Here is a 25,162-nt window from a genome sequence, read left to right on the forward strand (position 1 = left end):
ACGGCAATGGATAGTGTTAAGGAAATTTTTCAAAATGACTTAAAGGTTCTTCATCCGCTTCAACATATTTCATCACACAAAGAACCTTTAATTGTTGAACGGGGAGAAGGTGTATATTTATATACTTGTACAGGAGAGAAGATACTTGACGCTTTTTCAGGTATGTGGAATGTTGATATTGGCTATGGAAACAAGGAAATTGCTCAAACAGCTTACGACCAGATTTGTAAGATAGCATATGGCTCCAACTTTTCAGGTTCATCCACTATACCTCAAATTTATCTGGCCCAAAAACTAGAAGGATACGCATACAGTAGTCTGAAGACTACCTTTTTTACCTGCGGAGGTTCTGAATCAAATGATTCGGCATTCAAAACAGCACAATACTACTGGAAAAGAAAAGGTAAGCCTACAAAAACAAAGATTATATGCCTGAACAATGCTTATCACGGCATGACTATGGCGGCTGCAAGTGCTACAGGCATACCGAAGTTCTGGAATATGTTCAACAAGGTACCTGGCTTTATACATATAGCAAATCCATATGCTTATAGATTCTCTGAGGAATTAAAGGCAAATGAAACAGTGGGACAGGCAGCAGCCAGGATTTTTGAAGAAACTATCTTAAAAGAGGGTGCTGACACAATTGCTGCATTTATTGCTGAACCTGTTCAGGGTTCAGGAGGAGGAATTGTACCACCTGAAGATTATTTCCCTCTTATCAGAAAACTTTGTGACAAATACGATATTCTGATGATTGCTGATGAAATCATTACAGGTTTCGGTCGTACAGGTAAAATGTTTGCATTGAATCACTGGGGTGTTGAACCTGACATACTATGCTTTGCAAAAGGTATTACAAGTGGTTATATGCCCTTAGGCGGAATGCAGGTCAACGACAAAATAAATGAAGTTATTCAGAATGCACCCGGTGATGAAGCTTGGCTTCACGGATTTACATATTCGGGGCATGCGGCTTCCTGCGCAGTTGCACTAAAGAATCTTGAAATAATTGAGAGAGACCATTTGCTTGAGAATGCAAATGCAATGGGGGACAAGCTTACAAGAGATTTGGCAAGTATCATGAATTATGACTGTGTAGGAGAAATTCGCAGAATCGGACTTTTGTACACTGTTGAATTTGTTACAGATAAAGCCTCCAGAGAAAAGAATTTTGATCTGGCAGCAAAGATGTATACAAAATGTCTTGAAAAGGGTGTACGAGTAAGAACACTTGGTAATAACATCTCTCTGGCACCTCCGTTTATTATAAAGCCGGAGGAAGTTGACTATGTTGTAAAGGTCATTAAGGAAGCACTTAACGAGAGTTTAAGATAATAGAAATAATACGGGGTAACATTTATGTGCGGTATCAGCGGTATATTTAAGACAACAGGACATGAACAAATAAACAGACAAGAAATATTTGACATGATGGACGTACTTGAGCATCGAGGGCCTGACGATTCCGGCCACAGGCTTAGAGAATATTACGGACTTGGTTTCCGAAGATTGAGTATAATTGATCTGCAGTCGGGTAACCAGCCCATTGAAAACGAAGACGGCACCATCTGTGTTATTTGCAATGGGGAAATATTCAATCATATAGAGTTGAGAGAAGAACTTCGTAAAAAAGGACATGTGTTCAGAAGCAAATCAGATGTTGAAGTTTTAGTGCATCTGTATGAGGATTTGGGTGAAAGGTTTCTGGACAGAATAAACGGCCAGTTTGCGTTGGCTATTATTGATGAAAAACGACGAAGTATTATGCTGGCTAGAGACCAGTTTGGAGTAATGCCTTTATTCTACACTCTTGTGGACGGCACTTTGTTGTTTGCATCAGAGATAAAGGCATTACTTACTAATCCGCTGGTAAGAAGGGAAGTAGACCTGGTCGGAATGGACCAGTTCTTTTCTCTGCCGCACACGGTTAGTCCCAGAACAATGTTCAAAAACATCAAAAACCTTGCTCCCGGTCACTTGATGTATGCAGAAGCCGGGAAACCCGATTTGATTTTAAACCAATACTGGGATTTGGATTATCCGCTGTTAAATGAGGAAATTGAGCGGCATAGTGAGTCATACTATATGGAACGGATTGAAGAACTGCTTTTGCAATCAATTAAGTTCCGTACCAGAGCCGATGTAGATGTAGGTGCATTCTTAAGTGGGGGACTTGATTCTTCGCTAATTGTATGCATGATGAAGGCATTGTCTCAGAACAGAAGAAAGATATTTTCAGTAGATTTTGAGAACGAAGAATTTTCAGAGCGAAAATATCAGAAAATTGTGGCTGACCAGTTGGAGTATGAACACTATTCTGTACCGTTCAAAGTGGATGACATCGCAGAGAGATTGGAAAAGGTAATATACCATACCGAAGCACCTGTAAAAGAATCCTATAATTCTGCAACAATGGCTCTGGCAGCGAAGGCCAGACAGCAGGGAATTAAAGTTATTTTGACAGGTGAGGGGTCGGACGAGCTGTTTGCAGGGTATCCCAGTTACCGCTTCGACCAGTTCAGAAAGCTGAGAAACCAAAACGATTTATCTTCTGCTGAGGAGAAAATGCTGCGTAATAAGGTATGGGGTGACCCGTTATTCAAATATGAAGCAGATTTCTTAAAGCTGAAGGAAGATAAAAAAGCAGTTTATAGTCAGCAGTTAAATGGTTGCTTTGATGATTTTGATTTTACAAACCATCAGTTAGTAAATCAATCAAAAATAGCAGGAAGGCATCTTATTCATCAGAGGTCATACATAGATTTAAAGGTTCGACTCATGGATCATCTGGTATCCGATCACAGTGACAGAATGCTGATGGCAAGTTCTGTTGAAGGTAGATTTCCATTTCTGGATATTGATTTGGTTAACTTTATAAGAACGGTTCCTCCCGATTTAAAACTAAATAATTTTAAGGAAAAATACATATTGAAGCAGACCGCAAAAAAATTTGTACCTGAAGCAATTATTAACAGGGAAAAGTATATTTTCATTGCCCCCGGAAGCCCGTTCCTGTTAAGAAAAAACTACGATTGGATAAATGATTTGCTTTCATATGAAACCATTAAACGGCAAGGCTATTTCAATGCCGACGAAGTAGAGAGATTAAAGAAAAAGTACTTAGATCCCGACTTTTCTCTGAAGACATCAATTGATACAGATTATATGCTAATGATTATTATGTTTTGCTTGTTTATTAAAAAATTTGATATGCCATCTTTATAACTATGATTTTAGCTCAAGGCAAATAAATGGTTAAACTTTGACAGTGATATATAAGACAAAAAGGGGGATTTATTTTGAAAGAGACAGAAGAAGTTTTATTTAATATTTGGAAAGAGATATTGGAGCGTGATGATTTTACCAGTGAAGATGATTTCTATTCCTTAGGGGGGACATCTTTACAGGCATTTACACTGATAATGGAAATTAAGAAAAAGTTTGATTTGGAATTACCGCTTATGTATGTATTGACAGAGGCAAGTATCAGCTCTTTAGCAGAAGTAATTAACAGTCAGTTGGGATCAAATGAATCATGAGATCTGGAAAGGAAGAAACAACATGAATTTTAGCGAAATGTTTAACACAAACGTTAAGAGCGACGTATTACTAATTCAGCCTCACATACTAAAGCATGTATCTGTTGAAGATATTGATATTGTTCAGCAGCATTATTGGGAGGCAAGTGATAAAGTAGGTTCCTTGATAGGGGACTTGCCCATTGAGCCAAACTGGGGATTGTTGTATTTGTCCTCAGCGCTTAAGCATAATGACTTTTCAGTACATATGTTGGATTTCCATTTGTATGATTATGTTAAATACACCAAAACCGGAAATTTCATTGATTATGATGATATTGAAAAAATACTGTCCACCAAGAAAAGCAAAATGGTGGCAATATCCTCTCTGACCCGTTCCCACCACAGGGCGTTGAAGATTGCAGAGATATGCAAAAAAATCAACCCGGAATGCAAGGTAGTACTGGGTGGAATTCATTTTACTTTTATAGCTGAAGAAGCAATAAAGAGCAGTCCCTATGTAGATGTCATTATTAGAGGTGAAGGAGAAAAGGCCATAGTTGACCTTATGAAGAATTTAAATGACATAGACAAATGGAGCGATCTCGAAGGTATAGTTTATATAGACAGGAACGGAAAAATCGTAAACGACAATAAAATTAATCATATTGAAGACATAAATAAGCTTGCATATCCGGATTATTCCTTATGGCCAAGGGATGTACCCTTGATTCCGCGTATTTATTTATCCAGAGGCTGCATAGGAAATTGTGATTATTGCGTCGCCAATCTGCTGTTTAAAAGCAAACAAAGAAAGAGAAATATGGATGACGTAATTAACGAAATAAAGATGTTGTACTATGAATACAAAATCGAGGAAATGCTTATTGGAGATTTGTGCTTCCCATCTTCAAAAAAGGACACAATTGATTTTTGCAAGAGGATTATTGATAGCGGAATGAGGATAAGATGGTGGTGTCAGACACGACCTGAAATTCTGGATGATGAGATTCTGGGATATATGGAGAAGTCAGGGTGTGTTCAAGTTGCGTTGGGTATTGAAAGCTCCGACCCCGAGGTCTTGGAAAAAACAAATTCAAAGAAATACGGGGCTAAGGCGACACAGTCTATTTTTGATATCTGCAGTAATGTCAAAAAGTATAAAATAGCAATTCAGGGTTATTTCATCATAGGGTTACCGGGAGATACTATTGACACCAGCATCCAGACAATTAAGATGATGGACTATCTTACAGCTGAGGGCCTTGTTGACATTATGCACATCTCGGTTATGGTTCCTTACCCCGGTACAAATCTTATAAGTAATCATGATCTATATGGTCTTGAAATTATAGATAATGATTATTCCCATTATTTAATGAACTGCGATCTGATGAATGCCGGTGTTCCCGTATATAAGACGAATACTCTGGATAACTATCAAATATTCAGCTTATGGCAGCTTGCACTTAGTACGGTTGCTAAGAACTTTGAAAAAAGGGATATCAAAGATCATATCATGTTCAACGCACTTAATAATTTTGTTAATGAAATAGAAGTTTAGTTTTTTGATAAACATTAATTTAGGAGGATAACAATGGAAATAAAGATTGATCAAAGAATTGTGGACCAATTTGATAATGTACAAATTGGAGTATTAGTCGTTAAAGGACTGACAAATGACTATAAAAATAATTATGACGAAATAGACGGATTGTTAAAAGCTGCAAAGAAGTCTGTAAATGACCATTTCAAGGATAAAGAGATAACACAGGATGAAACTATAATAAGATGGAGAGGAATATACTCCCAATTTGGTGCTAAACCCAGTAAATTCAGATGTTCTATTGAAAGCTTATGCCGTATGGTAACATCTGAAAAGAATGATTACCAAATAAGAAGAATTAATCCGCTGGTAGACATTTATAATTATATATCTTTAAAGCATCGAATACCTGTCGGGGGAGATGATACTGATAAGGTTGAAGGGTACATATGGTTGACGGTAGCCGACGGTACGGAGGAGTTCAGTGTTCTTAATTCAGGAGAAAAAGAATTTGCCTGCGAAAAAGAAGTTATATACAGAGACGAAAAGGAAGTCCTTTGCAGACGGTGGAATTGGCGTGAAAGCAATAAGACAAAGCTGGATGAGACAACCAGAAATGTTTGTCTGTTTGTAGAGGGTGTTTCAGTATATTCTGAGGAGGATATGAGAGGAATCCTTGGTGAAATGGCTGAGTTGGTAAGGAAGTACTGTGGTGGAGAGGCAAGTATTTCTGTATTGAACAGTAATAACCTTAAACTGGAAATCTAATACCACTTATATTATTAATAGAAAGGATAGTACATAGCATGAGTTTATCATTTGGAGAAGTTACAAAATTAAAAGAGAATGCTGAGATCAAAACAAAGGCATTTATTAATGGAAAGTATGTAGACAGTCTTGACGGGGAAACATTTGATAAGGTAAGTCCCATTGATGGCAAGGTTATAGCAAAAATTGCATCATGTAAACAGGCTGATGTGGATTTGGCTGTAAGTGCAGCAAGACAGGCTTATGAAAAAGGTGTATGGTCTGATATTACACCGGAACAAAGAAAGAATATCCTCTATGCATTTGCCAATCTGGTCGAGGCTCACCACATGGAATTAGCAACATTGGAAACTATGGATATGGGAAAACCAATTTCCAACTCAATAGGAGAGATTCGCAGATGTTTTAACGGAATACGCTGGTTTGCAGAAGCAATTGACAAATTATATGGAGCAGTGGCGACAACACGGCCGAATATCAATGCTCAGATTGTGCGTGAGCCTTATGGCGTTGTTGCAGCAATTATACCTTGGAACTATCCTCTTATGATGGCAGTTTGGAAGTTCGCACCGGCACTGGCGGCTGGTAACAGTGTTGTATTGAAGCCTGCGGAGCAATCACCTCTTACCTTGCTGTGTATAGCGGAATTTGCAAAACAGGCAGGCATACCGGACGGAGTATTCAATGTTGTACCGGGTTACGGTGAGACTGCCGGACAAGCCCTTGCGTTACATATGGATGTTGATAAGATTACCTTTACAGGTTCATCAGAGGTTGGAAAATTAATTATGCAGTATTCAGGACTTTCAAATATGAAGAGGGTTTCCTTGGAATGCGGAGGAAAATGCCCTAATATTGTTTTCCCTGATGCATATGATTTGGACGACGTAGCCAAGCAGACTGCCGGAGCCATGTTTTATAACAGCGGACAAGTATGTGATTCACCTACACGTTTATTGATACATAAGTCAATTAAGGAAGCTTTCCTGAAAAAATTAATTGAATACAGCAAAGAATACATGCCCCAAAATCCTTTAGGCCCCGCTTGTTCAATGGGAAGTGTGGTAACAGGTGAACAGATGGAAAGGATTCTGAATTATATCGAAATCGGAAAGTTAGAGGGTGCAAAGCTAATAATGGGCGGTAAACAGGTTCTTTCAGAATCAGGGGGATATTATGTAGAACCTACAATCTTTAGCGACGTTAATAACAAAATGCGTATTGCACAAGAGGAAATATTTGGGCCTGTCTTGTCTGTGATAGAGTTTGAAACCGAAGAAGAGGCAATTGAGATTGCAAATGATTCAATATATGGGTTATGTGCTTTTGTGTGGACATCCGATTTAAAGAAAGCAGTATCTCTGTCTAAAAAGCTTAAATGCGGAAAGATACTCATAAACAGTACAGGTGACGGGGATTGGAGTGTTCCTCACGGGGGATTCAAGCAGTCAGGTTTTGGCAGAGATAAATCAATTGAATCCATAGAACAGTATACTCAGACAAAGCTTACTTGGATTGAACTGTAATATTGGGATATTTCATTTAAATAAGAACGGATGATTTGATATGTCTGGAAAAAATGTGAGAATTGAAGATCTTATACAGAGCGAGCGTATCTTCTTAAAAGAGTATGATAACTTTTGTATACATAACAATGTAAAACAAGTATTGGACTATTACGGAATTGAAAATTCATGGGCATTTATCGATACAGTAATTGGCGTGAATATGTCAATTACTGATAACGATATTAATAAACTTGACATCAAATATAATATAGATACCGCCTCTGTACTTGATCCTTTTTTGAGTAAAGTGAAATCTATTATTCCAATTACATATAAAGATGAGTTTTCTGACTGGGATACCTTAAAAGAAAAAGTTGAAAAAGGAATACCCGTTATAACAATGGTTGATGTTTATTATCTGAAATATCTGCCTTACTACCTGCAGGCAAATGCAATACACTCTGTTATTTTATGCGGGTATTCCGATGAGCTTCAGGAGGTATACGTTGTTGATTGGTATGAGCCTTACTTTTATAAGGGTACTTTGAAGTATGGGGATTTTATGAAGGCCAGAGCTTCTGAAAACCCAAAGGGAATGCTTGTAAATAGTGATTTTCCTATCTTGAATAAGTGGATAGAGATTGAAAAAGATGGTTGGGAAGCAGATTGCAAGACCTTGTTGAACATTACAATTGACAAGATGCAAAAGGAGTATTATTCAAAAACCTCTATATCTGAGAGCAGTTGTGACGGAATTGGTGTCTTGTATAAATTGAAGGAAATCATAAATGAGATGGGGCAGTTTTCGGAGGCTGAGAGGAAGAAGCTGAGTGCAAGGTTGCACGGTATGCTATTCCTGATGCCAAAGTACCGAATGTTTTTTGCAGGGTACATAGAGAGAGCTTTGCAGAGTATTACAGTAGAGAACTGTGATTATGAGATTGAAGTAATCGGAAAAAGTGTAAGTTTGTGGAATAAATTGCTTAAGCTTATTGTTAAGTTTTCCTTGCTAAGTACAGATGCTCTGCTCGAGAAGATAAAAGTGCAATTTGATGAAATTCTGGAAAATGAAAAGGAATGTATGGATGTTTTAGACAAAATCGAACACAAATTAACGGATAATTGGTAAATAGAAAGAGGTGGTATGTTTGAGTTTTCAAAGCATAACAAATATAATCTCACAAAAGGCAGCCGATATACCTCATACAGTGGCAATCGTCTGTAACAAGGAAGGTATATCCTATAAAGATTTGGACAGAAAATCAAATGCATTTGCCGGTATGCTAATTCAAAGAGGGATAAAAAAAGAATCCGTTGTTGGTATTATGATGACCAGGTCTATTGAAATGATTATTGCCATGATCGGCATACTTAAGGCAGGGGCGGCGTATATGCCTATTGATCCCGGTTGTCCTGCTCCACGCATAGAATATATGATTGATGACAGTAACATGGAATTGCTTTTAATCAATGACGGGACTAAGGACGGATTTATCTTTGATGAAAAAACAATTAATATCACCACTGCACTTGCTGAATATCCAAGATTATTGGAGGATTTTACCGGGCCCGCAATAAGTCCGGAAGATCTGGCTTATATCCTTTATACTTCAGGCTCTACCGGTAAGCCAAAGGGTGTTATGATTGAACATAAATCCGTTACAAATGTAGTCAAAGCCATACCTGAGTTTATGGGGCTGGAGGACGGAGGGAAGCTATTAAGTATTACAAAAATAGTATTTGATATATTTGTTATTGAGTCATTACTTGCATTGGCACATGGTATGGAAATTTACCTTGCAAATGAAAGAGAACTATATAATCCAAGACTCCTCGGTAAAATTTTACTTAAAAACAATATCAATATTATCCAGATGACACCATCAACAGTACAGTATTTTCTGAGCTGTGATAAAGAGCTGAATTATTTGAAAAATATTGAGAAAATGATTATCGGAGGAGAAGTATTCCCAAAGTCCCTGAGGGATGAGATAAAAAAACAATCAAGTGCCACAATCTATAATGCTTATGGCCCTACGGAAGCAACAGTGTATTGTTCCCTTTCAGACGTTACTGACAAAGATATTGTTGATATTGGTAAGCCAATGTTAAACTATTCGACATTTATAATTAATGAAAATGGAGAGTTGGATAACAAGGGTGAACTATATATCGGAGGATTGGGAGTAGCCAGAGGGTATATAAATAAGCCTGAGTTGACAGAAGAACACTTTGTTTTTCTGCCGGGAATATCTTCCGATAGATTATACAAAACTGGAGATTTAGTTGAAAGGTTGCCAGACGGTAGTATCAATTATTTATACAGGCTGGATTATCAGATTAAAATTAGCGGATATAGAATTGAACTTGGTGAAATTGAGTGTGTTATTATGGAATATAACAATATAAAGCAGGCTGCCGTTGTTGTTAAATCTGATAATGATAATAATCAGTACTTATGTGCTGTTTATTCAACATACAAAGATATATCTGAAAGTGATCTGAAAAAATATTTAAAGTCCAAATTACCTCAGTATATGATTCCGTCAATTTTTGTTCACACCGAAAAAATGCCTGTTAATAATAACGGGAAAATTGACAGAAATGCCCTTAAGGTTTCAATTTAAAGACTACATATATAAGGAGAATAAGTATGGATATACGGGATAAAGTTATTGATATAATAGTAAAAGTAATGAACATACCGGATTTAAAAGAGAAAGCTGCAACCGAGGATAATTTGTCGGAGGTAGGTATTAATTCTATTAAATTTATAGAAATTGTAGTTGAGCTTGAAAAGGAATTTGATGTTGAATTCGATGATGATGAATTGGATTTCAGGAGCTTTACCACAATCACAAGTATTTGTGACTATCTGGAAAGTCTGGATTAACTAAGATATAATTTATACTATATTCGGCTGCTTTAAAATGAAAAAGGGGTAGGGCTGCGATGAAGGAAATTATAAAGAATATTTTCACATCTTTAGGTTCGGATGTATGTGGAATAGCCGGTATTGAAAGGTTTGAAACCGCTCCGAAAGGATTTCGTCCAACAGATTTGTATAGCAAATGCAAATCGGTTATTGTTTTTGGTATTACTTTACCAAAGGGGTTATGGGAAGTAGAACCCCGACTCATGTATGAACATTTCAATACGATTAGTTGTTCCATGGTTGATTACATAGCTTTGTCCGCTTCAAGCAGAATGGAAAAAGAATTTAAATGTACTTGTGTTCCACTTCCATGTGATGCTCCATATAACTCATGGGATGAAGAATCCATGACAGGACAGGGGCTGCTTTCCATGAAGCATACGGCTGTGGCTGCCGGTATTGGTACTCTGGGAAAAAATACATTGCTATTGAATGAAGTATATGGCAACCGCTTAACTGTCGGGGCGATTTTAACCGATATTGAGCTTGAATCCGACCCTTACGCAAAAAGCATCTGTATTGAAGCATGTACACTTTGTCTGGATATATGTGCCGTTAATGCTATTAATGAAGACAAGGTAGAACAAAAAAAGTGCAGACTGAATTCATACGGAAAAACTAAAAAAGGTTTTGATACAGTTGAATGCAATAAATGCAGGACAGTCTGTCCTGTTGGAAAAGGTTTGAAACGCACTGTATAGAATACAGGTAGAGCCGTTATTACTACCTATGTTAAAATTATTAATCATTGGAAGTCCAGTTCCCTGACTAGTTCTGGACCTATCCGCTCGGTAGAATTTTCCAAAAATATTTGACAAATCATTATCGGGTATCAGATTCCCATAGTTCGCTATTGTAATAACAGCTTCAACTGCAGGATAAGGTATTATATTTGGAAACTAACAATAAATCGAGTTGGAAGTATCTGAGATTAGAAATGGGCCATAATGTATATGTCGTGGATAGTAATTTTACTTGGACATATTTTATCAAGCATTGTGATAGAAAGCCAATTTGGTATAAAAAAAGTATTGATTAAAATGTTTATGGCATATGAAAAGCCCGATTTTGTCGGGCTTTTCTTCATTTTAGAACCCCTTCTCAGTTTCCACCCAATTTAAATTCAGCCCAATATTGTAAACCTCCAGAAAATATACCAAAGTACTAAATCTGAAAATAAAGAGTTATTTATGCCATACATGGAAAGAATACTGCGTATATTTTAAGACTTAAAGTTTAATTTTATTGGTTAATTAGTATAATAATGATGTAGAATTCTTTGGCGAATATTCAAAATAAGAAATGTGAGGTAATTATAATGACAGAAATACTTAGAAACTTACAACCTATTGAGGTATTTAAATACTTTGAAAAGCTTACGCAGATTCCAAGGGGATCAGGAAATGAAAAAGAGGTTAGCGATTATTTGGTATCCTTCGCAAAAGAGCATCAGTTGGAATATGTTCAGGACTCTGCATTAAATGTTGTTCTAAGAAAGAAAGCAACACCAGGATTCGAGAACAGCCCTGCTGTCGTTTTGCAAGGTCATATGGATATGGTATGTGAAAAGAATAAAGATATAGAGCATGATTTTGCAAAGGAACCACTAAAGTTAAGAATAATTGATGACATGATATATGCAACGGACACAACTTTAGGGGGGGATAATGGAATTGCGGTTGCCATGGGATTAGCAATTTTGGCTTCTAATGAATATCAACATCCACCTATAGAATTACTTGTTACCACTTCCGAAGAAACAGGAATGGATGGAGCCATGGCATTGGAACCTGAAAATATAAAAGGAAGAATACTTATTAACATAGATTCAGAAGAAGAGGGTACTCTATTAGTGAGCTGTGCCGGTGGACGTACAGCCAAAACATCAATTCCCGCAGTTTGGGAAGCAGCAGATGCAAACCTTGTTCCGTATATGATAAAAATTAGGGGCCTAAAGGGTGGACACTCCGGAATGGAGATAGATAAAGAAAGAGGAAACTCCAATAAACTAATGGGTCGTATACTTATGTCTATTTTATCTAAAGTAGATTTTAGACTTAGTTCATTAAATGGAGGTTCAAAACATAATGCAATTCCACGTGAGACAGATGCTGTTATTTTAGTAAGAGCTGATGATAAAGCCTTAGTTGAGAAAAAAATATCTGAATGTGGGAAAATGTTTAAAACTGAATTGAGAACACCAGACCCTGATATAAGAGTGGAATTTGAAGTTTTATCTCAACCCAAAGAAATGCTTTCAAAAGAATCAACTATTAATGCAGTTAATTATTTATACCTGCTGATAAATGGAGTTACTTCCATGAGCATGGATATTAAGGGCTTAGTTGAAAGCTCCTTGAACCTTGGAGTAATTACGACTTCAAAAGATTGTATAGAATTCGTAAGCTCAATCAGAAGTTCAGTTCGAAGTTTAAAGAATGAATTAACTAATAGACTTATTGTAACCGCAGAACTAAACGGTGGAAGTGTTGTTACGGAATCAGATTACCCTGAATGGGCATATAATCCTGATTCCAAAATAAGAACAGTTTTCGAAGAAGTATATGAAAAAATGTACAAAAAGGAGCCTCAAATAACTGCAATACATGCTGGCCTTGAGTGCGGACTGTTTGCTGAAAAATTTGAGAAACTTGATGTGATTTCATTTGGGCCAAATCTGTATGACGTTCACACTCCCGATGAGCACATGAGTATTTCTTCGGTTCAGAGGACGTGGGAATTCTTATTGGAAGTACTAAAGAATATAAAATAATAGAGGTATATACTATGGATAAAAAGTTATCAAAAGATGCTTATGGTGGCGTAAATGGTAAAGACTATGTGCCGTATGTTTCAGATGGTTCTAAATCAGGTGGGAATATTTCTGTATTAATAATCGGTATTATTTTAGCTGTTTTATTCACGGCATCTACTGCCTATTCAGGGATGAAATCCGGACTTACAGTTGCTGCCGGTATACCCGGTTCTATAATAGGTTCAGCGTTTATAGCAGTCTTCGCCAAGCATAAAGGTATTCTTGGAAAAAACTTAGTTCAAGGAATGTCAAGTGGTGGGGAATCTGTCGCTAGTGGTGTTATATTTGTTTTACCCGCAGTTCTTTTAATAGGCTTTAAAATTACATTCCTGGAGGGGTTTATTGTTAGTGCGGGAGGAGTGTTATTTGGTGTAGGAATAGCTGCTCTTGTTCATAATTACTTAATTGTTGAAGAACACGGTAAATTAATGTATCCGGAGTCAACGGCTATATCTGAAACTCTTGTAGCCTCAGAAGGTGCCGGGGAATCAATGAAGTTTATGGGCATTGGATTCGGTATTGGCGGAATAATAATTGTTATAACCAGTTCATTTTTGAATGTAGCCAACAACGTTATTAGCTATGTAAATGAAGCCTTCTACAAGTGGAAATTTGAAATAGAAGTAAACCCTCTATTATTAGGAATAGGATTTATTGTTGGGATGGAAGTTTCGGTAGCTATGTTTGCAGGCTCAATATTATCTAATTTCGGTATTACACCTTTAATCGGTTATTTCGCTGAGCTTGGAAAACAAGGTGCAAATGTATGGAATAACCCTGACGTTGCTATTAACAGCATGCAAGTTAAGCATATCGCAGGTAGTTATGTAAAATACATGGGTGCAGGTATGATGCTTTCAGGTGGTTTAATAGGGGCTTTAAAACTTATACCTACCATAATATCATCTATAAAAGAAACTCTTAATGCCAAGAATTCTAAAAGCGGTGAGTCTTCATCTATTGAAAGTTTGATATTAATAGGTGGTATTATAGTTGGATTTATAGGTGGTTTTGTAATTTCAAGAGGTAATATATTAATGGCAATAACGGCATCTATTTTGTCATTATTCTTATCATTACTATTTGTCATAGTTGCGGGTCGTTTAACAGGTACCATAGGAACTTCTAACCTACCTGTATCCGGTATGACCATAGCTTCTATAGTTATTGTAACATTACTATTCGTTATATTGGGATGGAAAAATACTGAGAATAACAAGTCCTTACTTTTATTTGGTACATTCATAGTTACCGCTATAGCCATGGCTGGAGGTTATACCCAATCACAAAAAGTTACTTTTTTAATTGGCGGCAGTAAAAATGAAATGCAGAAATACTTTACTATAGCTGGTGTAGTTGGTACTGCTGTAGTTATTGGAACTATATTATTACTTTCCAACCAATTAGTAATGACCGGTGATAACGTTGCTTTTGCACTACCTCAAGCTAATTTAATGGCAACCTTGACAGCTGGTATAATGTCAGGTAAATTACCATGGGTTATGGTTATAGCTGGTGCTGTTATGGGAGTTGTTTTATTCTTGTTGAGGCTTTCTGTAATGACAGTAGCAATTGGTTTCTATTTGCCAATATCTACAACCTCTATAATTTTAATAGGTGCATTAGTTAGATTTTTTGTTGAAAAAGCTAGTAAATCTGAACAAGAAAAAGATGCAAGGGTTTCAAATGGTATAAGCTTGTCTTCCGGACTTGTTGCCGGAGGGTCTATAATAGGACTGATAGGCATAATACTGCAAGTTACAGGAGTTATAAAGGGAGCTGGTCCAAGTGGATTTGTTGCTTCTAACGGAATGGCATTTATAATATTGATAGTACTGGTATTAGCTACAATACTACCTATTCTAAAAGCTAAGGTGGAAAATGCTGAGAAATAGCGGCATCAGATTTTTGTGCAATTGTCCACAAAGATAAATCAGGTATGAGGGAAAGAAGAATGGATAGAAGCTTCCAATGGCCCATAAGTGCAGACGCTGTCCGGTTAATTCGCACAAGAATTCCCGATGGCTTTTAGAAAGGTTGCAATAGATTAACCCAAGGCATTAAGAAGATAATATTAGAGGCTGCGTCTGAAGATAAAAGGTCTAAAGCTCTTACAATTACTGGATTATGTGGCATTTTCATGGTATAATATTTACTAAAATACTATTAGGAACAGTGATTAAATGAGCGAGGCAGAGCAGATAGAAACAATTGAAAATCAAATATTAGAACTTAAGCAGGAGAATAAACGTCTTCATGAAACCATTGATTATCTCACCAGGAAGTTCCTCGACAGAAGGTTAGAAAAAATATGGGTTCTTACCTTGAATCAAATGTCTTTGTTCGATGAACCGGAGAAACTTTATAGACACCCTTCCAAAAGGCAAATTTTATTTGGCTTGGTTAGAAGGGAGGGATGCGCATGAAAGTCATAACTTTTATAGATACAGAGATTGAGCCTAACAGTGGTAAAATTCTTGATATCGGAAGTATTAAGGTCGACGGCAGCTCATTCCACTCAAATTCGGTATCAGAATTCAAAAAATTCATACAAGGGTCTCAATATGTTTGCGGTCATAATATTCTATATCATGACTTGAAGTATATAAAAAATACTATTATTGAAGAAGACCTAGAGGACCTGAATTTTATAGATACTTTATATTTATCCCCTCTGCTGTTTCCGACAAAGCCTTACCACGCTTTGCTTAAGGACGATAAGCTACAGACAGAAGATACCAATAATCCATTGAATGATTCAATAAAAGCCAGAGATCTTTTTTTTGATGAGGTTACAGCCTTTCACCAAATGGACAAGCTGCTGAAGAAAATATATTACAGCTTATTGAAAGACAAGAAGGAGTTCGGGTCTTTCTTTCATTTTCTTGAATACAACGAAAATACTATAGATATAGAAAATATGATTCGTGAAAAGTTTAATTCTCAAATATGTGAAGAGGCTAATCTTTTAGAGATTATTACAGAATACCCCATAGAACTTGCCTATAGCTTGGGACTTATTAATACAAAAAGCAGATACTCCATCACACCGCCATGGGTGCTTAAGAATTTTCCTGCTGTTGAAAAAGTAATGTTTTTACTGAGAAGCAATCCGTGTTTGAGGGGATGCTCATATTGTGATCAAGCGCTTGATATTCATAAAGGTCTGAAGCGCTTCTTTGGCTTTGATTCATACAGAACCTACGGTGGAGAACCATTACAGGAGAAAGCTGTCAAGGCCGCTATTTCCAATAAGTCTCTCTTGGCAGTGTTTCCAACTGGTGGAGGAAAGTCAATTACTTTCCAAGTACCGGCATTAATGAGCGGAAGGAATTTAAAAGGTCTGACTGTAGTTATTTCTCCTTTGCAGTCATTAATGAAAGATCAGGTTGATAATCTGGAAAAAGCGGGTATCACAGAAGCCGTTACTATAAATGGCTTGCTTGACCCAATTGAAAGAGCAAAGTCTTTTGAAAGAGTCGAAAACGGGTCTGCCTCTATACTATATATTTCTCCTGAATCTCTACGATCAAAGACAATAGAACGGATACTTCTGGGAAGAAATGTTGTCCGTTTTGTAATAGATGAGGCACACTGTTTTTCATCCTGGGGACAGGATTTCAGAGTTGATTACTTATATATCGGGGACTTTATAAAGACATTACAGGAAAGGAAAAATATGGAAGAAGGAATACCTGTTTCCTGCTTCACAGCTACTGCAAAGCAAAAGGTTATAGAGGATATTCGTGAGTATTTTAAAGAAAAGTTATCGCTGGACATGGAGATTTTCAGCTCAAATGCATCAAGAAGTAATCTGCGCTATAAGGTATTTCAGAAAGAGAGTGAAGAAGAAAAATACAATACAGTACGAGATCTGATTGAAGAAAAAAACTGCCCTACAATCGTTTATGTATCACGTACCAGAAAAGCATACTCCCTGGCTCAAAGACTGGTTCAAGACGGTTATCAGGCAAAGCCCTATCACGGCAAAATGGACAAGCAGGAAAAGTCTGAAAATCAGGATGCATTTATTAGGGGAGAGGTTCAAATCATGGTTGCAACATCTGCTTTTGGAATGGGAGTAGACAAAAAAGATGTGGGCATGGTTATTCATTACGAAATATCCGATTCTCTTGAAAACTATATACAGGAAGCGGGAAGGGCAGGAAGGGATGAGTCTGTTTCGGCAGATTGTTTTGTCTTATTCAATGATGAAGACTTGAGTAAGCATTTCATTCTTCTTAATCAAACCAAACTTAGTATTCAGGAGATACAGCAGGTATGGAAGGCAATTAAAGATATTACCAGATTTAGATCAAGGGTATCTCAATCTGCTTTGGAGATTGCACGAAAGGCAGGTTGGGATGATAATATCAAGGAGATAGAAACCCGTGTAACTACTGCAATTGCAGCATTAGAAGACTCTGGCTATCTCAAACGGGGCCAGAATATGCCAAGGATATATGCAAACAGTATCCTCTCTAAGAATGCTATGGAGGCTATTGCCAAGATAAATAATTCCGGCCGGTTCACTGAAAAGCAAAAGATGAATGCAACTCGCATTATAAAAAAGCTTTTTTCCAGTAAGAGCAGAAGACACACAACGGATGAAGACGGTGAAGCGAGAATAGACTACATCTCGGATTATTTGGGGATTGTAAAAGAGGAAGTTATACAGATTATTAGTCTTCTCAGGGAAGAAAAGATATTGGCCGATACAAAAGATCTATCCGCCTTTATTAAGAGAAAGGAAAGTAAAAACCGATCACTAGCTATTTTGAAATCTTTTCGTAGCCTTGAAGGCTTTTTGCTAACTATTCTGGAAAATGAAGAAAAAATATTACATATAAAAGAATTGAATGAACAGGCAGAACGAAGTGGTTTCAATGATGTGACTCCAAATAGGATAAAGACCGTATTTAATTTCTGGGCTATTAAAAACTGGATTAAAAGACAAACTGTGGAATACTCAAAAAACCATATAGCAGTCCTTTCCCTTCAGTCCAAGGAATGGTTTGAAGAAAAATTAACAAAGCGATATGAATTGGCGCAATTTATTGTGGAGTATCTTTATGATAAAAGCATTACTTCCGCAGCAACTGAAGAATTAAATAGAGATGAAATTTTAGTTGAATTTTCCATTTTAGAATTAAAAGAAGAATTTGAAGGCAGATTGCTGCTTTTTAATACAAAAGTTACTGTTGATGATATTGAAGATGCACTCTTTTATTTATCAAAAATTGAGGCATTAAAAATCGAGGGTGGCTTTATGGTGGTTTATAATGCTCTTACAATTGAACGTCTCGAAAAGGATAATAAGAAGCGCTACAAGATAGAGGATTATCAGAAACTTAATCAGTTTTACCAGAATAAAGTACAGCAAATTCACATTGTAGGGGAATATGCTCGGAAAATGATAAGTGATTACAAAGCTGCGCTGCAATTTGTAGACGACTATTTCCATCTGAATTACATATCTTTTTTGAATAAATATTTTAATGGCAGCCAACAGAATGATATAAGAAGAAATATTACACCTGCCAAGTTCAAGCAACTTTTTGGAGAACTGTCTCCAACTCAATTAAAGATTATTAATGATAATGAATCAAGATATATTGTAGTGGCGGCAGGGCCGGGAAGCGGTAAAACAAGAATTCTGGTTCATAAGCTGGCATCATTATTGCTGATGGAGGATGTAAAGCATGAACAATTGCTAATGGTGACTTTTTCAAGGTCAGCCGCTACCGAATTTAAGATACGTTTGCTTAAGCTCATTGGTAATGCAGCCAACTTCATAGAAATCAAAACATTTCATTCTTATTGTTTTGATTTGCTGGGAAGGGTAGGAACCTTGGAAAAATCGGAAGAAGTGATCCAAGAGACTATTAGGAGAATCAAAAGTGGAGACGTTGAAGCAGGCAGAATTACAAAAACTGTTCTGGTAATAGATGAAGCACAGGATATGGATGCCAATGAGTTTGAGTTAATAAGCGCTTTAATGGAGTATAATGAAGAAATGCGAGTAATTGCTGTTGGGGATGATGACCAGAATATTTATGAATTCAGAGGTGCAAGTTCTAAATATCTGAAAATACTGATAAATGAAAAAAATGCTATGTTGTATGAACTGGTAGAAAATCACAGAAGTAAATCCAACCTTGTTCATTTTTCAAATCAATTTGTAAAAAGAATTCCGAATAGATTAAAGAACACACCTATTATTGCAGTTCAAAAGGATATGGGCAAAATAAAGCTTGTTAAATACCGGAGCTGTAATCTTATTACACCTCTTGTAAATAATATTCTGAGAGAAGGGCTTGTAGGAAGTACTTGTGTTTTAACTAAGATGAACGAAGAAGCACTGCATATTGCAGGCCTGCTTGTGAAAAATGGGATACAGGCAAAATTAATACAGTCAAATGATGGTTTCAATTTGTATAACCTTCTGGAAGTTAGATTTTTTTTAAGTCAGCTTAATTTGTATGATGATATTTATATGATAAGTGATGATGTTTGGGCAGGGGCAAAGAGAAGACTAATAGAACAATTTCCAAACAACCCCAATTTAGAAACCTGTGTTAATCTCATCAAAGATTTTGAGGCTGTAAATCCTAGAAATAAATATAAATCGGATCTCGAGATTTTTATTCGTGAATCAAAGCTTGAAGATTTCTTTAGCGAAAATATGGAAAAAATATTTGTTTCAACTATTCACAAGGCTAAAGGCCGTGAATTTGATAATGTTTTTTTGATGCTAGACCGATTTAATATTGGAACTGATGAAGCTGTAAGGCAGTTGTATGTTGCTATGACAAGGGCAAAACGCAATCTAACCGTTCATTATAATGGTAATTATTTGGATTCTATAAAGGCTGAAGGACTTCATATTATTGAAGATTTTGGTGAGTATCAACCGCCCGGCCAATTTGCAATGCAATTAACTTTCAGGGATGTATGGCTAGATTTCTTTATGTCTTGCCAAAACCTGATTTCTGAGCTTAATAGTGGAGATATACTTGCCGTTGATGAAGATTGCTGCCGCAATTCAAGAGGACAAGCAGTTTTAAGGTTTTCTAAACAATTTATCAATCAGATTAAGTCAATAAAGCAAAAAAACTATTTACCTAAAGCAGCGAAAATTAGATTTATAATATATTGGAAGAAAGAAACCCTTGATTGTGAAATCAGGATTATTCTACCTGAACTTTATTTTGAAAGAGAAGAGGATTTGTAAGTCAGAAGAGCTTGATAAATACATTATATTTGAGGTGAATATAGATGTTTGACGAGAAATTTATAAAAGAGATAAAGCATATAATATATTTGATTTTTCAATATGGCATCGATAGAGTAAAAAGTCCTAAACAATCTTTAAAATTTAAAGATATTGGCTCATATCATGAGTTTATTAAAAATGTACATACAGGGTTTATGATTGCCCAAAAAGATATATTGTTAGGCCTTGAAAGGGAAAGTATAAATAAAAAGAAACTCAAAAATAGGTTAAGAGAAGCCAATAATAACAAGAACAAGGATTTGTCTAAAGAATTAAGGGAAAAAATAAGTGAAACTGAAGAAAAAGAGTATATATATAGAAAGCTTGCTGACTCTATTGCTTGGCAGCTTGTTCAAATGGATGGAACATCTATCAGGCGTTTTTACAGAAATGTAAACCAAATAGATATTAAAAGTGCTAATATAACTCACGATTTAAAAACGGTAGACGAAATTTTTAGCTCTAACAAATTACACTTTCCGTTAATATCTGATATTACATCATTCATGCAAGTTGGAGATTTATTAATATGTGATAGAGAGGAAAACAGAATTGGTATTCTTGAACTAAAAGAAGGGCAAGTAAATGAAAAAATTGAAGAAATAATTGATGAATTTTCAAAAACTCAATGTGAATATATGCTATATTTAGCTACCAAAGATGAAAATCAAAAATTCCATAAGCAATTTGACAGGTACTTAAAGCAACAAAGAGTTATGGAGGAAACAATCAATATAATAAATACAGGTAAAGGCATTGATAGCTCTACAGGAGTAAATATTTCAATACCCCGTGACGTTTTCAATGTAGAAAGTTTTGACCAAGATATAGCTAAAATGCTTATGGAGACAAATAAGAAAAACTATTCAACACGAGTAATAGATGATTGTCTTTTAGTAGGAGTATATAATAACATTCGTCTCTTAGGGCTGGTAAAGGCATTTATATCATGGGTTAGGGGACTTAAAATAGAGTTTCCAATTATTAATTTTACCAGTTCATTAAGGGTTCCTGCCGCTTTTCCGATATTTCTTCATCCATTTTCTTTGGAAGATAAAATAAAAATAATTAATGGTGAGAAAACAATTTTAATGTGTTTGGATATAGAGAAATGGCTTGAAAAGATGAGTGAATATGGAATAACATACAAAATTTTATCAAAGAAAGAAACTGCACGTATCAACAGTAATTCTGATATTAAGGCATTTGAATATAAAGGTCAGGCAATAGAAATTACCTATGAAGCGACTAGCGGATTATTATACGATGGTATTTTCTCAAGAATGTTCTATGAACTCACCACACCAAAAAGTTTGATAAAATTTTTAATCCATATGCGTAAACATCAGAAAATACTTTAAGTGAGGTTGCAGAAAAAGAAAACAATTAATCATAGACAACATCCGATTTAAACCACAATAATCCAATGCGATAAAAAAATAAGTGTTTGTAACACTAATAGTACATTTATTGTCCCAACAGGTTATATCTTACTAGCTACATTCCATCAAGAAATGATTCCAACCCAATTATTGATTAGAATTGCAGCTCAGCGTGAAGGAGTACCCTTTCCTGCTTTTGTTGAAGCCTTATTCATGGAGGGAAACATTTAAAATATTAAGAGAAGCTGGGGTAAGGATGCCTAAGGTTATAGGGTTGGCAATATCCATCTACTTGGGGGTTAAAGGTATGTCTCAGACATGATTATTTATTTATAGCTTCTAATAAATCTCCTATTGCCTTCTTTTCGTCCTCATACATTTTATGTAAAGATTCAATTACAGTATTTATTTTATTTTTGTTTTTAGTAATATTATATTTGATTAAGATATTTCTATTATTTAAAGCTTCATTTTCTAATTCATAAAAGATATTAATGAAATTATTATTAGTATTAATGTATTTATTTTCAACAAAGTATTCTAGGCGGGACACCATAGTTTTTTTATGTTCATAAAGTAAATGAAAATGTCTAATGTCACCTTCTTCTTCAGAATCATTTTTAAGGATATTCTCATAATATTTTATCAATTGATCATATACTGAAATCCCATATACTAAATTGTTTGGAGTTCCTATTGTACGGAAATTAAATGATGTATTTTTAGATAAGAGATAGTCAGATAATAGGTTTCTAACATTTTCCATGTCGAATTCATATGATGGACGATATGATGTACTATCTTTGGCTTTCATTAAAATTATATCATTGGTTTTCTTTATAGAATTCAAGAAACTGTTTTCAAATTCAGAAAAACTAACACATGTTGGATAATAAGTACCCGCATCATTATAACCTATTACGTTAAATAGACTTTTATCTGAATCATAACCATAAATCATAATCTCATGTCTGAAGTGTACTTTTTTCAGGTATGATACTCTATGGGGTATAAAAAACTCGTCAGTATAAGTCATTACATAATAACCGAGATTTAAACTGCTTTTTATAAAATCAATTATATTTATATTTGATTTAAATATAAATTCTAAATCTAAAATTTTGTAATCTATTAATGGACTTAAAATGGAGTTTCCACATATTGGATATGTAAAGAAATTTAGAAAATAATAGTTAACATCAACTTGCAATTGTATATAATTACTAAAAAACCATGAATTAAAATCTTTGTGAGACATTGCGACAGTTAGCGGATAGGCATGATGTAAATAACAATTTATTGGTGGCTGATTAAGTTCTAATTTCATTTGTATTACCTCACTTCTTTAAGTTTTAAACGTGTTAAATGCTTGTGTAATACTAGGTGGGGTTGTTTTATAGAGCATATATCATACAAATAATACCAAAAATATAATAAATTATCAATAATTCAATTAAAATGTAGCAAAAGCCCCTTGCAAGCATTTAAATTCTTATTACAAAATCTGAATAAAATTACAATATATGTTATAATTTACAATAATACATATACTATGGTTATGGCATACCATTTAAGGAGGTCATAATTTTAAAGGTAAAATATCCATAAGAAAATCTCTATTTTTTATAATTACAAGTAAATTTTTAATTAATTTAAACTCATTAAGGTTAAGTATGTAGGAATCTTTGTGAGTTCAAATAAAATAATTCGGCTGAAGTTTACAAACAAATTCGGCTTGTTTGCCTTCGAAATCTCACAGGACGTAGCTCCGGATGTTGTAATAGCCAGCTTGCTGTATGAAGATTATAAGCTTGAGGGATTCGATACGTATACAAATTTGTTTAAATATAAGCTTGGATTTGAGGTTGATTTCTTCAACATTACAAATATGAAATTCGATTGGTTAAGAGCAAATGAGGAATATGTTAGTTCTTATATTTCATTGGATTACAAGTTTATAGATGAAAAGAAAACAAAATTTACTAAAAATAAAATACCCGTATTTAATATTCTGAATAAAGATGATTCCGATACTATTGCGAAACAAACTATCGAAAAACTTACCGGGTATGCGGATGTACAGATACATATACTTTGATGTAAAGAGTCAATTCAATATTACTATTCCTCAAGAGGATATGGCTAAAGGAAAATTTACTACATTTGGTGGTATATTTGAAATAATACTAAGTAAGATGAAGCAAAGAAATATATCATAACTATAGATTGAGTAGGCATTTAAAACTCTTACCCTTATACCTAGGTAAGAGTTTTTTGATGAGAAGACATCAAATTATATGTTATAATACTACTTGTTGTTAATTCACAAGAAAATGGAAAAAGGATATTAGAAATGTTAACTAAGCAAGAGAAAGTATTACATAGCAAACACACGGTATTGCAGGATTTCCTTGATGGTTCAAAACAAAGCCTTCCTATAGCCTTGGGGTATTTTCCCGTATCCTTTACATTCGGGCTTATGGCTGTAAAGGGCGGAATACCTGTTTGGATAGTCATATTAATATCAATGACAAACCTCACTTCGGCGGGACAGTTTGCAGGAACAAACCTGATTATAGCAGGAGCGGGTCTTGCTGAAATTACGATTACTACCTTTGTTATAAATATCAGATACATGCTTATGTCCTTGTCCCTATCCCAGAAAATTGTTGAGGGTATACCGGGATATAAACGTTGGATAATGTCTTTCGGAATCACCGATGAAACCTTTACAGTAGCTGCCATGCAAAAAAAGGATATAACTTTTTCCTTTATGACAGGACTTGAAGTGCTGCCCTATATCGGGTGGGCCGCAGGCACCGCAGCTGGTGCCATAGTGTGTACCATACTGCCCGAATCTTTGCAGAATTCAATGGGTATTGCTTTATACGCAATGTTTATAGCACTTGTAATTCCGGCGGCGAAGAAGTCAAAAGCTGCTCTGATTGTGGCAGGATGTGCTATATTTATAAGTTCTCTTATAAAATGGGCACCTGTCTTTTCTGCTGTATCAGGGGGATGGAGAATAATCATAGCCACATTTATTGCATGTACAATAGGTGCAAAGCTTTTTCCAATGGAGGATACGGCAAATGACTAATACTTTGATTGCAGTACTTCTTATGGCATTGGTTACATATATTCCAAGAGTGCTTCCCATGGCTGTGTTCAAAAATAAAATAAAGTCCCGGTTTATAACTGCATTTCTGGGATATGTACCTTATGCAGTTCTGGGAGCTATGATATTTCCTGATATACTTACATCTACAGGGCATCTTTTGTCAGCTGTCATAGGGCTTGGAGTTGCAGTTATACTGGCCTACTTTGAAAAAAGTCTGTTAAAGGTAGCTGTGTGTGCAATTGCCGTTGTTTACGTTTGTGAGATGATAATTTCCAGAGCGTAGAATATGA

Annotated in this window: 18 protein-coding genes and 2 pseudogenes; 19 read left to right on the top strand and 1 reads right to left on the bottom strand. The window is 35.5% G+C overall.

What is annotated here, in order from left to right; translation table 11 throughout:
* Positions 1–6: 6 nt before the first annotated feature.
* The 16 genes and pseudogenes from CLO1100_RS02870 to CLO1100_RS20160 all read left to right on the top strand — a co-directional run.
* Positions 7–1,338 (top strand): aspartate aminotransferase family protein, encoded by a 1,332-nt coding sequence (locus CLO1100_RS02870; RefSeq protein WP_014312254.1) that lies wholly within the window; start codon positions 7–9, stop codon positions 1,336–1,338.
* Positions 1,339–1,362: 24 nt separating this feature from the next.
* On the top strand, positions 1,363–3,228 hold the full coding sequence (asnB, locus tag CLO1100_RS02875) for an asparagine synthase (glutamine-hydrolyzing) (RefSeq protein WP_014312255.1): 1,866 nt from the start codon (positions 1,363–1,365) through the stop codon (positions 3,226–3,228).
* Positions 3,229–3,302: 74 nt separating this feature from the next.
* Positions 3,303–3,542: a phosphopantetheine-binding protein gene (locus tag CLO1100_RS02880; protein WP_014312256.1), complete on the top strand. Its 240-nt coding sequence runs from the start codon at positions 3,303–3,305 to the stop codon at positions 3,540–3,542.
* A gap of 22 nt (positions 3,543–3,564) precedes the next feature.
* Entirely contained in the window at positions 3,565–5,085 is a 1,521-nt protein-coding gene (locus tag CLO1100_RS02885) for a radical SAM protein (protein ID WP_014312257.1), read from the top strand.
* A gap of 33 nt (positions 5,086–5,118) precedes the next feature.
* Positions 5,119–5,835: a phenylalanine--tRNA ligase beta subunit-related protein gene (locus CLO1100_RS02890; RefSeq protein WP_014312258.1), complete on the top strand. Its 717-nt coding sequence runs from the start codon at positions 5,119–5,121 to the stop codon at positions 5,833–5,835.
* 38 nt (positions 5,836–5,873) lie between these two features.
* Positions 5,874–7,361: an aldehyde dehydrogenase gene (locus CLO1100_RS02895; protein ID WP_014312259.1), complete on the top strand. Its 1,488-nt coding sequence runs from the start codon at positions 5,874–5,876 to the stop codon at positions 7,359–7,361.
* A 40-nt stretch (positions 7,362–7,401) separates the two neighbouring features.
* Positions 7,402–8,472 (top strand): BtrH N-terminal domain-containing protein, encoded by a 1,071-nt coding sequence (locus CLO1100_RS02900; protein ID WP_014312260.1) that lies wholly within the window; start codon positions 7,402–7,404, stop codon positions 8,470–8,472.
* Positions 8,473–8,491: 19 nt separating this feature from the next.
* Entirely contained in the window at positions 8,492–9,970 is a 1,479-nt protein-coding gene (locus CLO1100_RS02905; protein ID WP_041700146.1) for an amino acid adenylation domain-containing protein, read from the top strand.
* 26 nt (positions 9,971–9,996) lie between these two features.
* Positions 9,997–10,236 (top strand): acyl carrier protein, encoded by a 240-nt coding sequence (locus CLO1100_RS02910; RefSeq protein ID WP_041700147.1) that lies wholly within the window; start codon positions 9,997–9,999, stop codon positions 10,234–10,236.
* Positions 10,237–10,295: 59 nt separating this feature from the next.
* A complete protein-coding gene (locus CLO1100_RS02915) occupies positions 10,296–10,979 on the top strand; it encodes an epoxyqueuosine reductase (protein WP_014312261.1) in 684 nt (227 codons plus the stop codon).
* A 617-nt stretch (positions 10,980–11,596) separates the two neighbouring features.
* The gene (locus tag CLO1100_RS02920; protein ID WP_014312263.1) at positions 11,597–13,051 is read left to right on the top strand and encodes an aminoacyl-histidine dipeptidase; all 1,455 of its coding nucleotides are present in this window, start codon (positions 11,597–11,599) and stop codon (positions 13,049–13,051) included.
* A 14-nt stretch (positions 13,052–13,065) separates the two neighbouring features.
* Positions 13,066–14,988 carry an oligopeptide transporter, OPT family gene (locus CLO1100_RS02925; RefSeq protein WP_014312264.1) on the top strand — a complete coding sequence of 641 codons (1,923 nt, stop codon included), beginning with the start codon at positions 13,066–13,068 and terminating at the stop codon, positions 14,986–14,988.
* A 288-nt stretch (positions 14,989–15,276) separates the two neighbouring features.
* Positions 15,277–15,450, top strand: a pseudogene (locus CLO1100_RS02930) (IS66 family transposase); the annotation flags it as partial.
* Positions 15,451–15,515: 65 nt separating this feature from the next.
* The gene (locus tag CLO1100_RS02935; RefSeq protein WP_014312266.1) at positions 15,516–20,327 is read left to right on the top strand and encodes a RecQ family ATP-dependent DNA helicase; all 4,812 of its coding nucleotides are present in this window, start codon (positions 15,516–15,518) and stop codon (positions 20,325–20,327) included.
* Between the two features lie 44 nt (positions 20,328–20,371).
* Positions 20,372–21,730, top strand: a complete 1,359-nt coding sequence (locus CLO1100_RS02940; protein ID WP_014312267.1) for a hypothetical protein — start codon at positions 20,372–20,374, stop codon at positions 21,728–21,730.
* Between the two features lie 108 nt (positions 21,731–21,838).
* Positions 21,839–22,040, top strand: a pseudogene (locus tag CLO1100_RS20160) (spore germination protein); the annotation flags it as partial.
* Between the two features lie 33 nt (positions 22,041–22,073).
* Here CLO1100_RS20160 and CLO1100_RS02945 read toward each other — a convergent pair.
* On the bottom strand, positions 22,074–23,078 hold the full coding sequence (locus tag CLO1100_RS02945; RefSeq protein WP_014312268.1) for a hypothetical protein: 1,005 nt from the start codon (positions 23,076–23,078) through the stop codon (positions 22,074–22,076).
* Between the two features lie 360 nt (positions 23,079–23,438).
* On the opposite strand from CLO1100_RS02945, the gene CLO1100_RS02950 reads away from it, so the two are divergent.
* From CLO1100_RS02950 to CLO1100_RS02960, 3 genes are all read left to right on the top strand, one after another.
* The gene (locus CLO1100_RS02950; protein WP_050814132.1) at positions 23,439–23,849 is read left to right on the top strand and encodes a hypothetical protein; all 411 of its coding nucleotides are present in this window, start codon (positions 23,439–23,441) and stop codon (positions 23,847–23,849) included.
* A gap of 255 nt (positions 23,850–24,104) precedes the next feature.
* Positions 24,105–24,851: an AzlC family ABC transporter permease gene (locus tag CLO1100_RS02955; protein WP_014312269.1), complete on the top strand. Its 747-nt coding sequence runs from the start codon at positions 24,105–24,107 to the stop codon at positions 24,849–24,851.
* A complete protein-coding gene (locus CLO1100_RS02960; protein WP_014312270.1) occupies positions 24,844–25,155 on the top strand; it encodes an AzlD domain-containing protein in 312 nt (103 codons plus the stop codon). Before CLO1100_RS02955 ends, CLO1100_RS02960 begins: the two co-directional genes overlap by 8 nt.
* The last annotated feature ends 7 nt before the right edge of the window (positions 25,156–25,162 follow it).

Origin of the sequence: Clostridium sp. BNL1100, assembly GCF_000244875.1 — a bacterium.
Taxonomy (GTDB): Bacteria; Bacillota; Clostridia; order Acetivibrionales; family DSM-1351; genus Ruminiclostridium.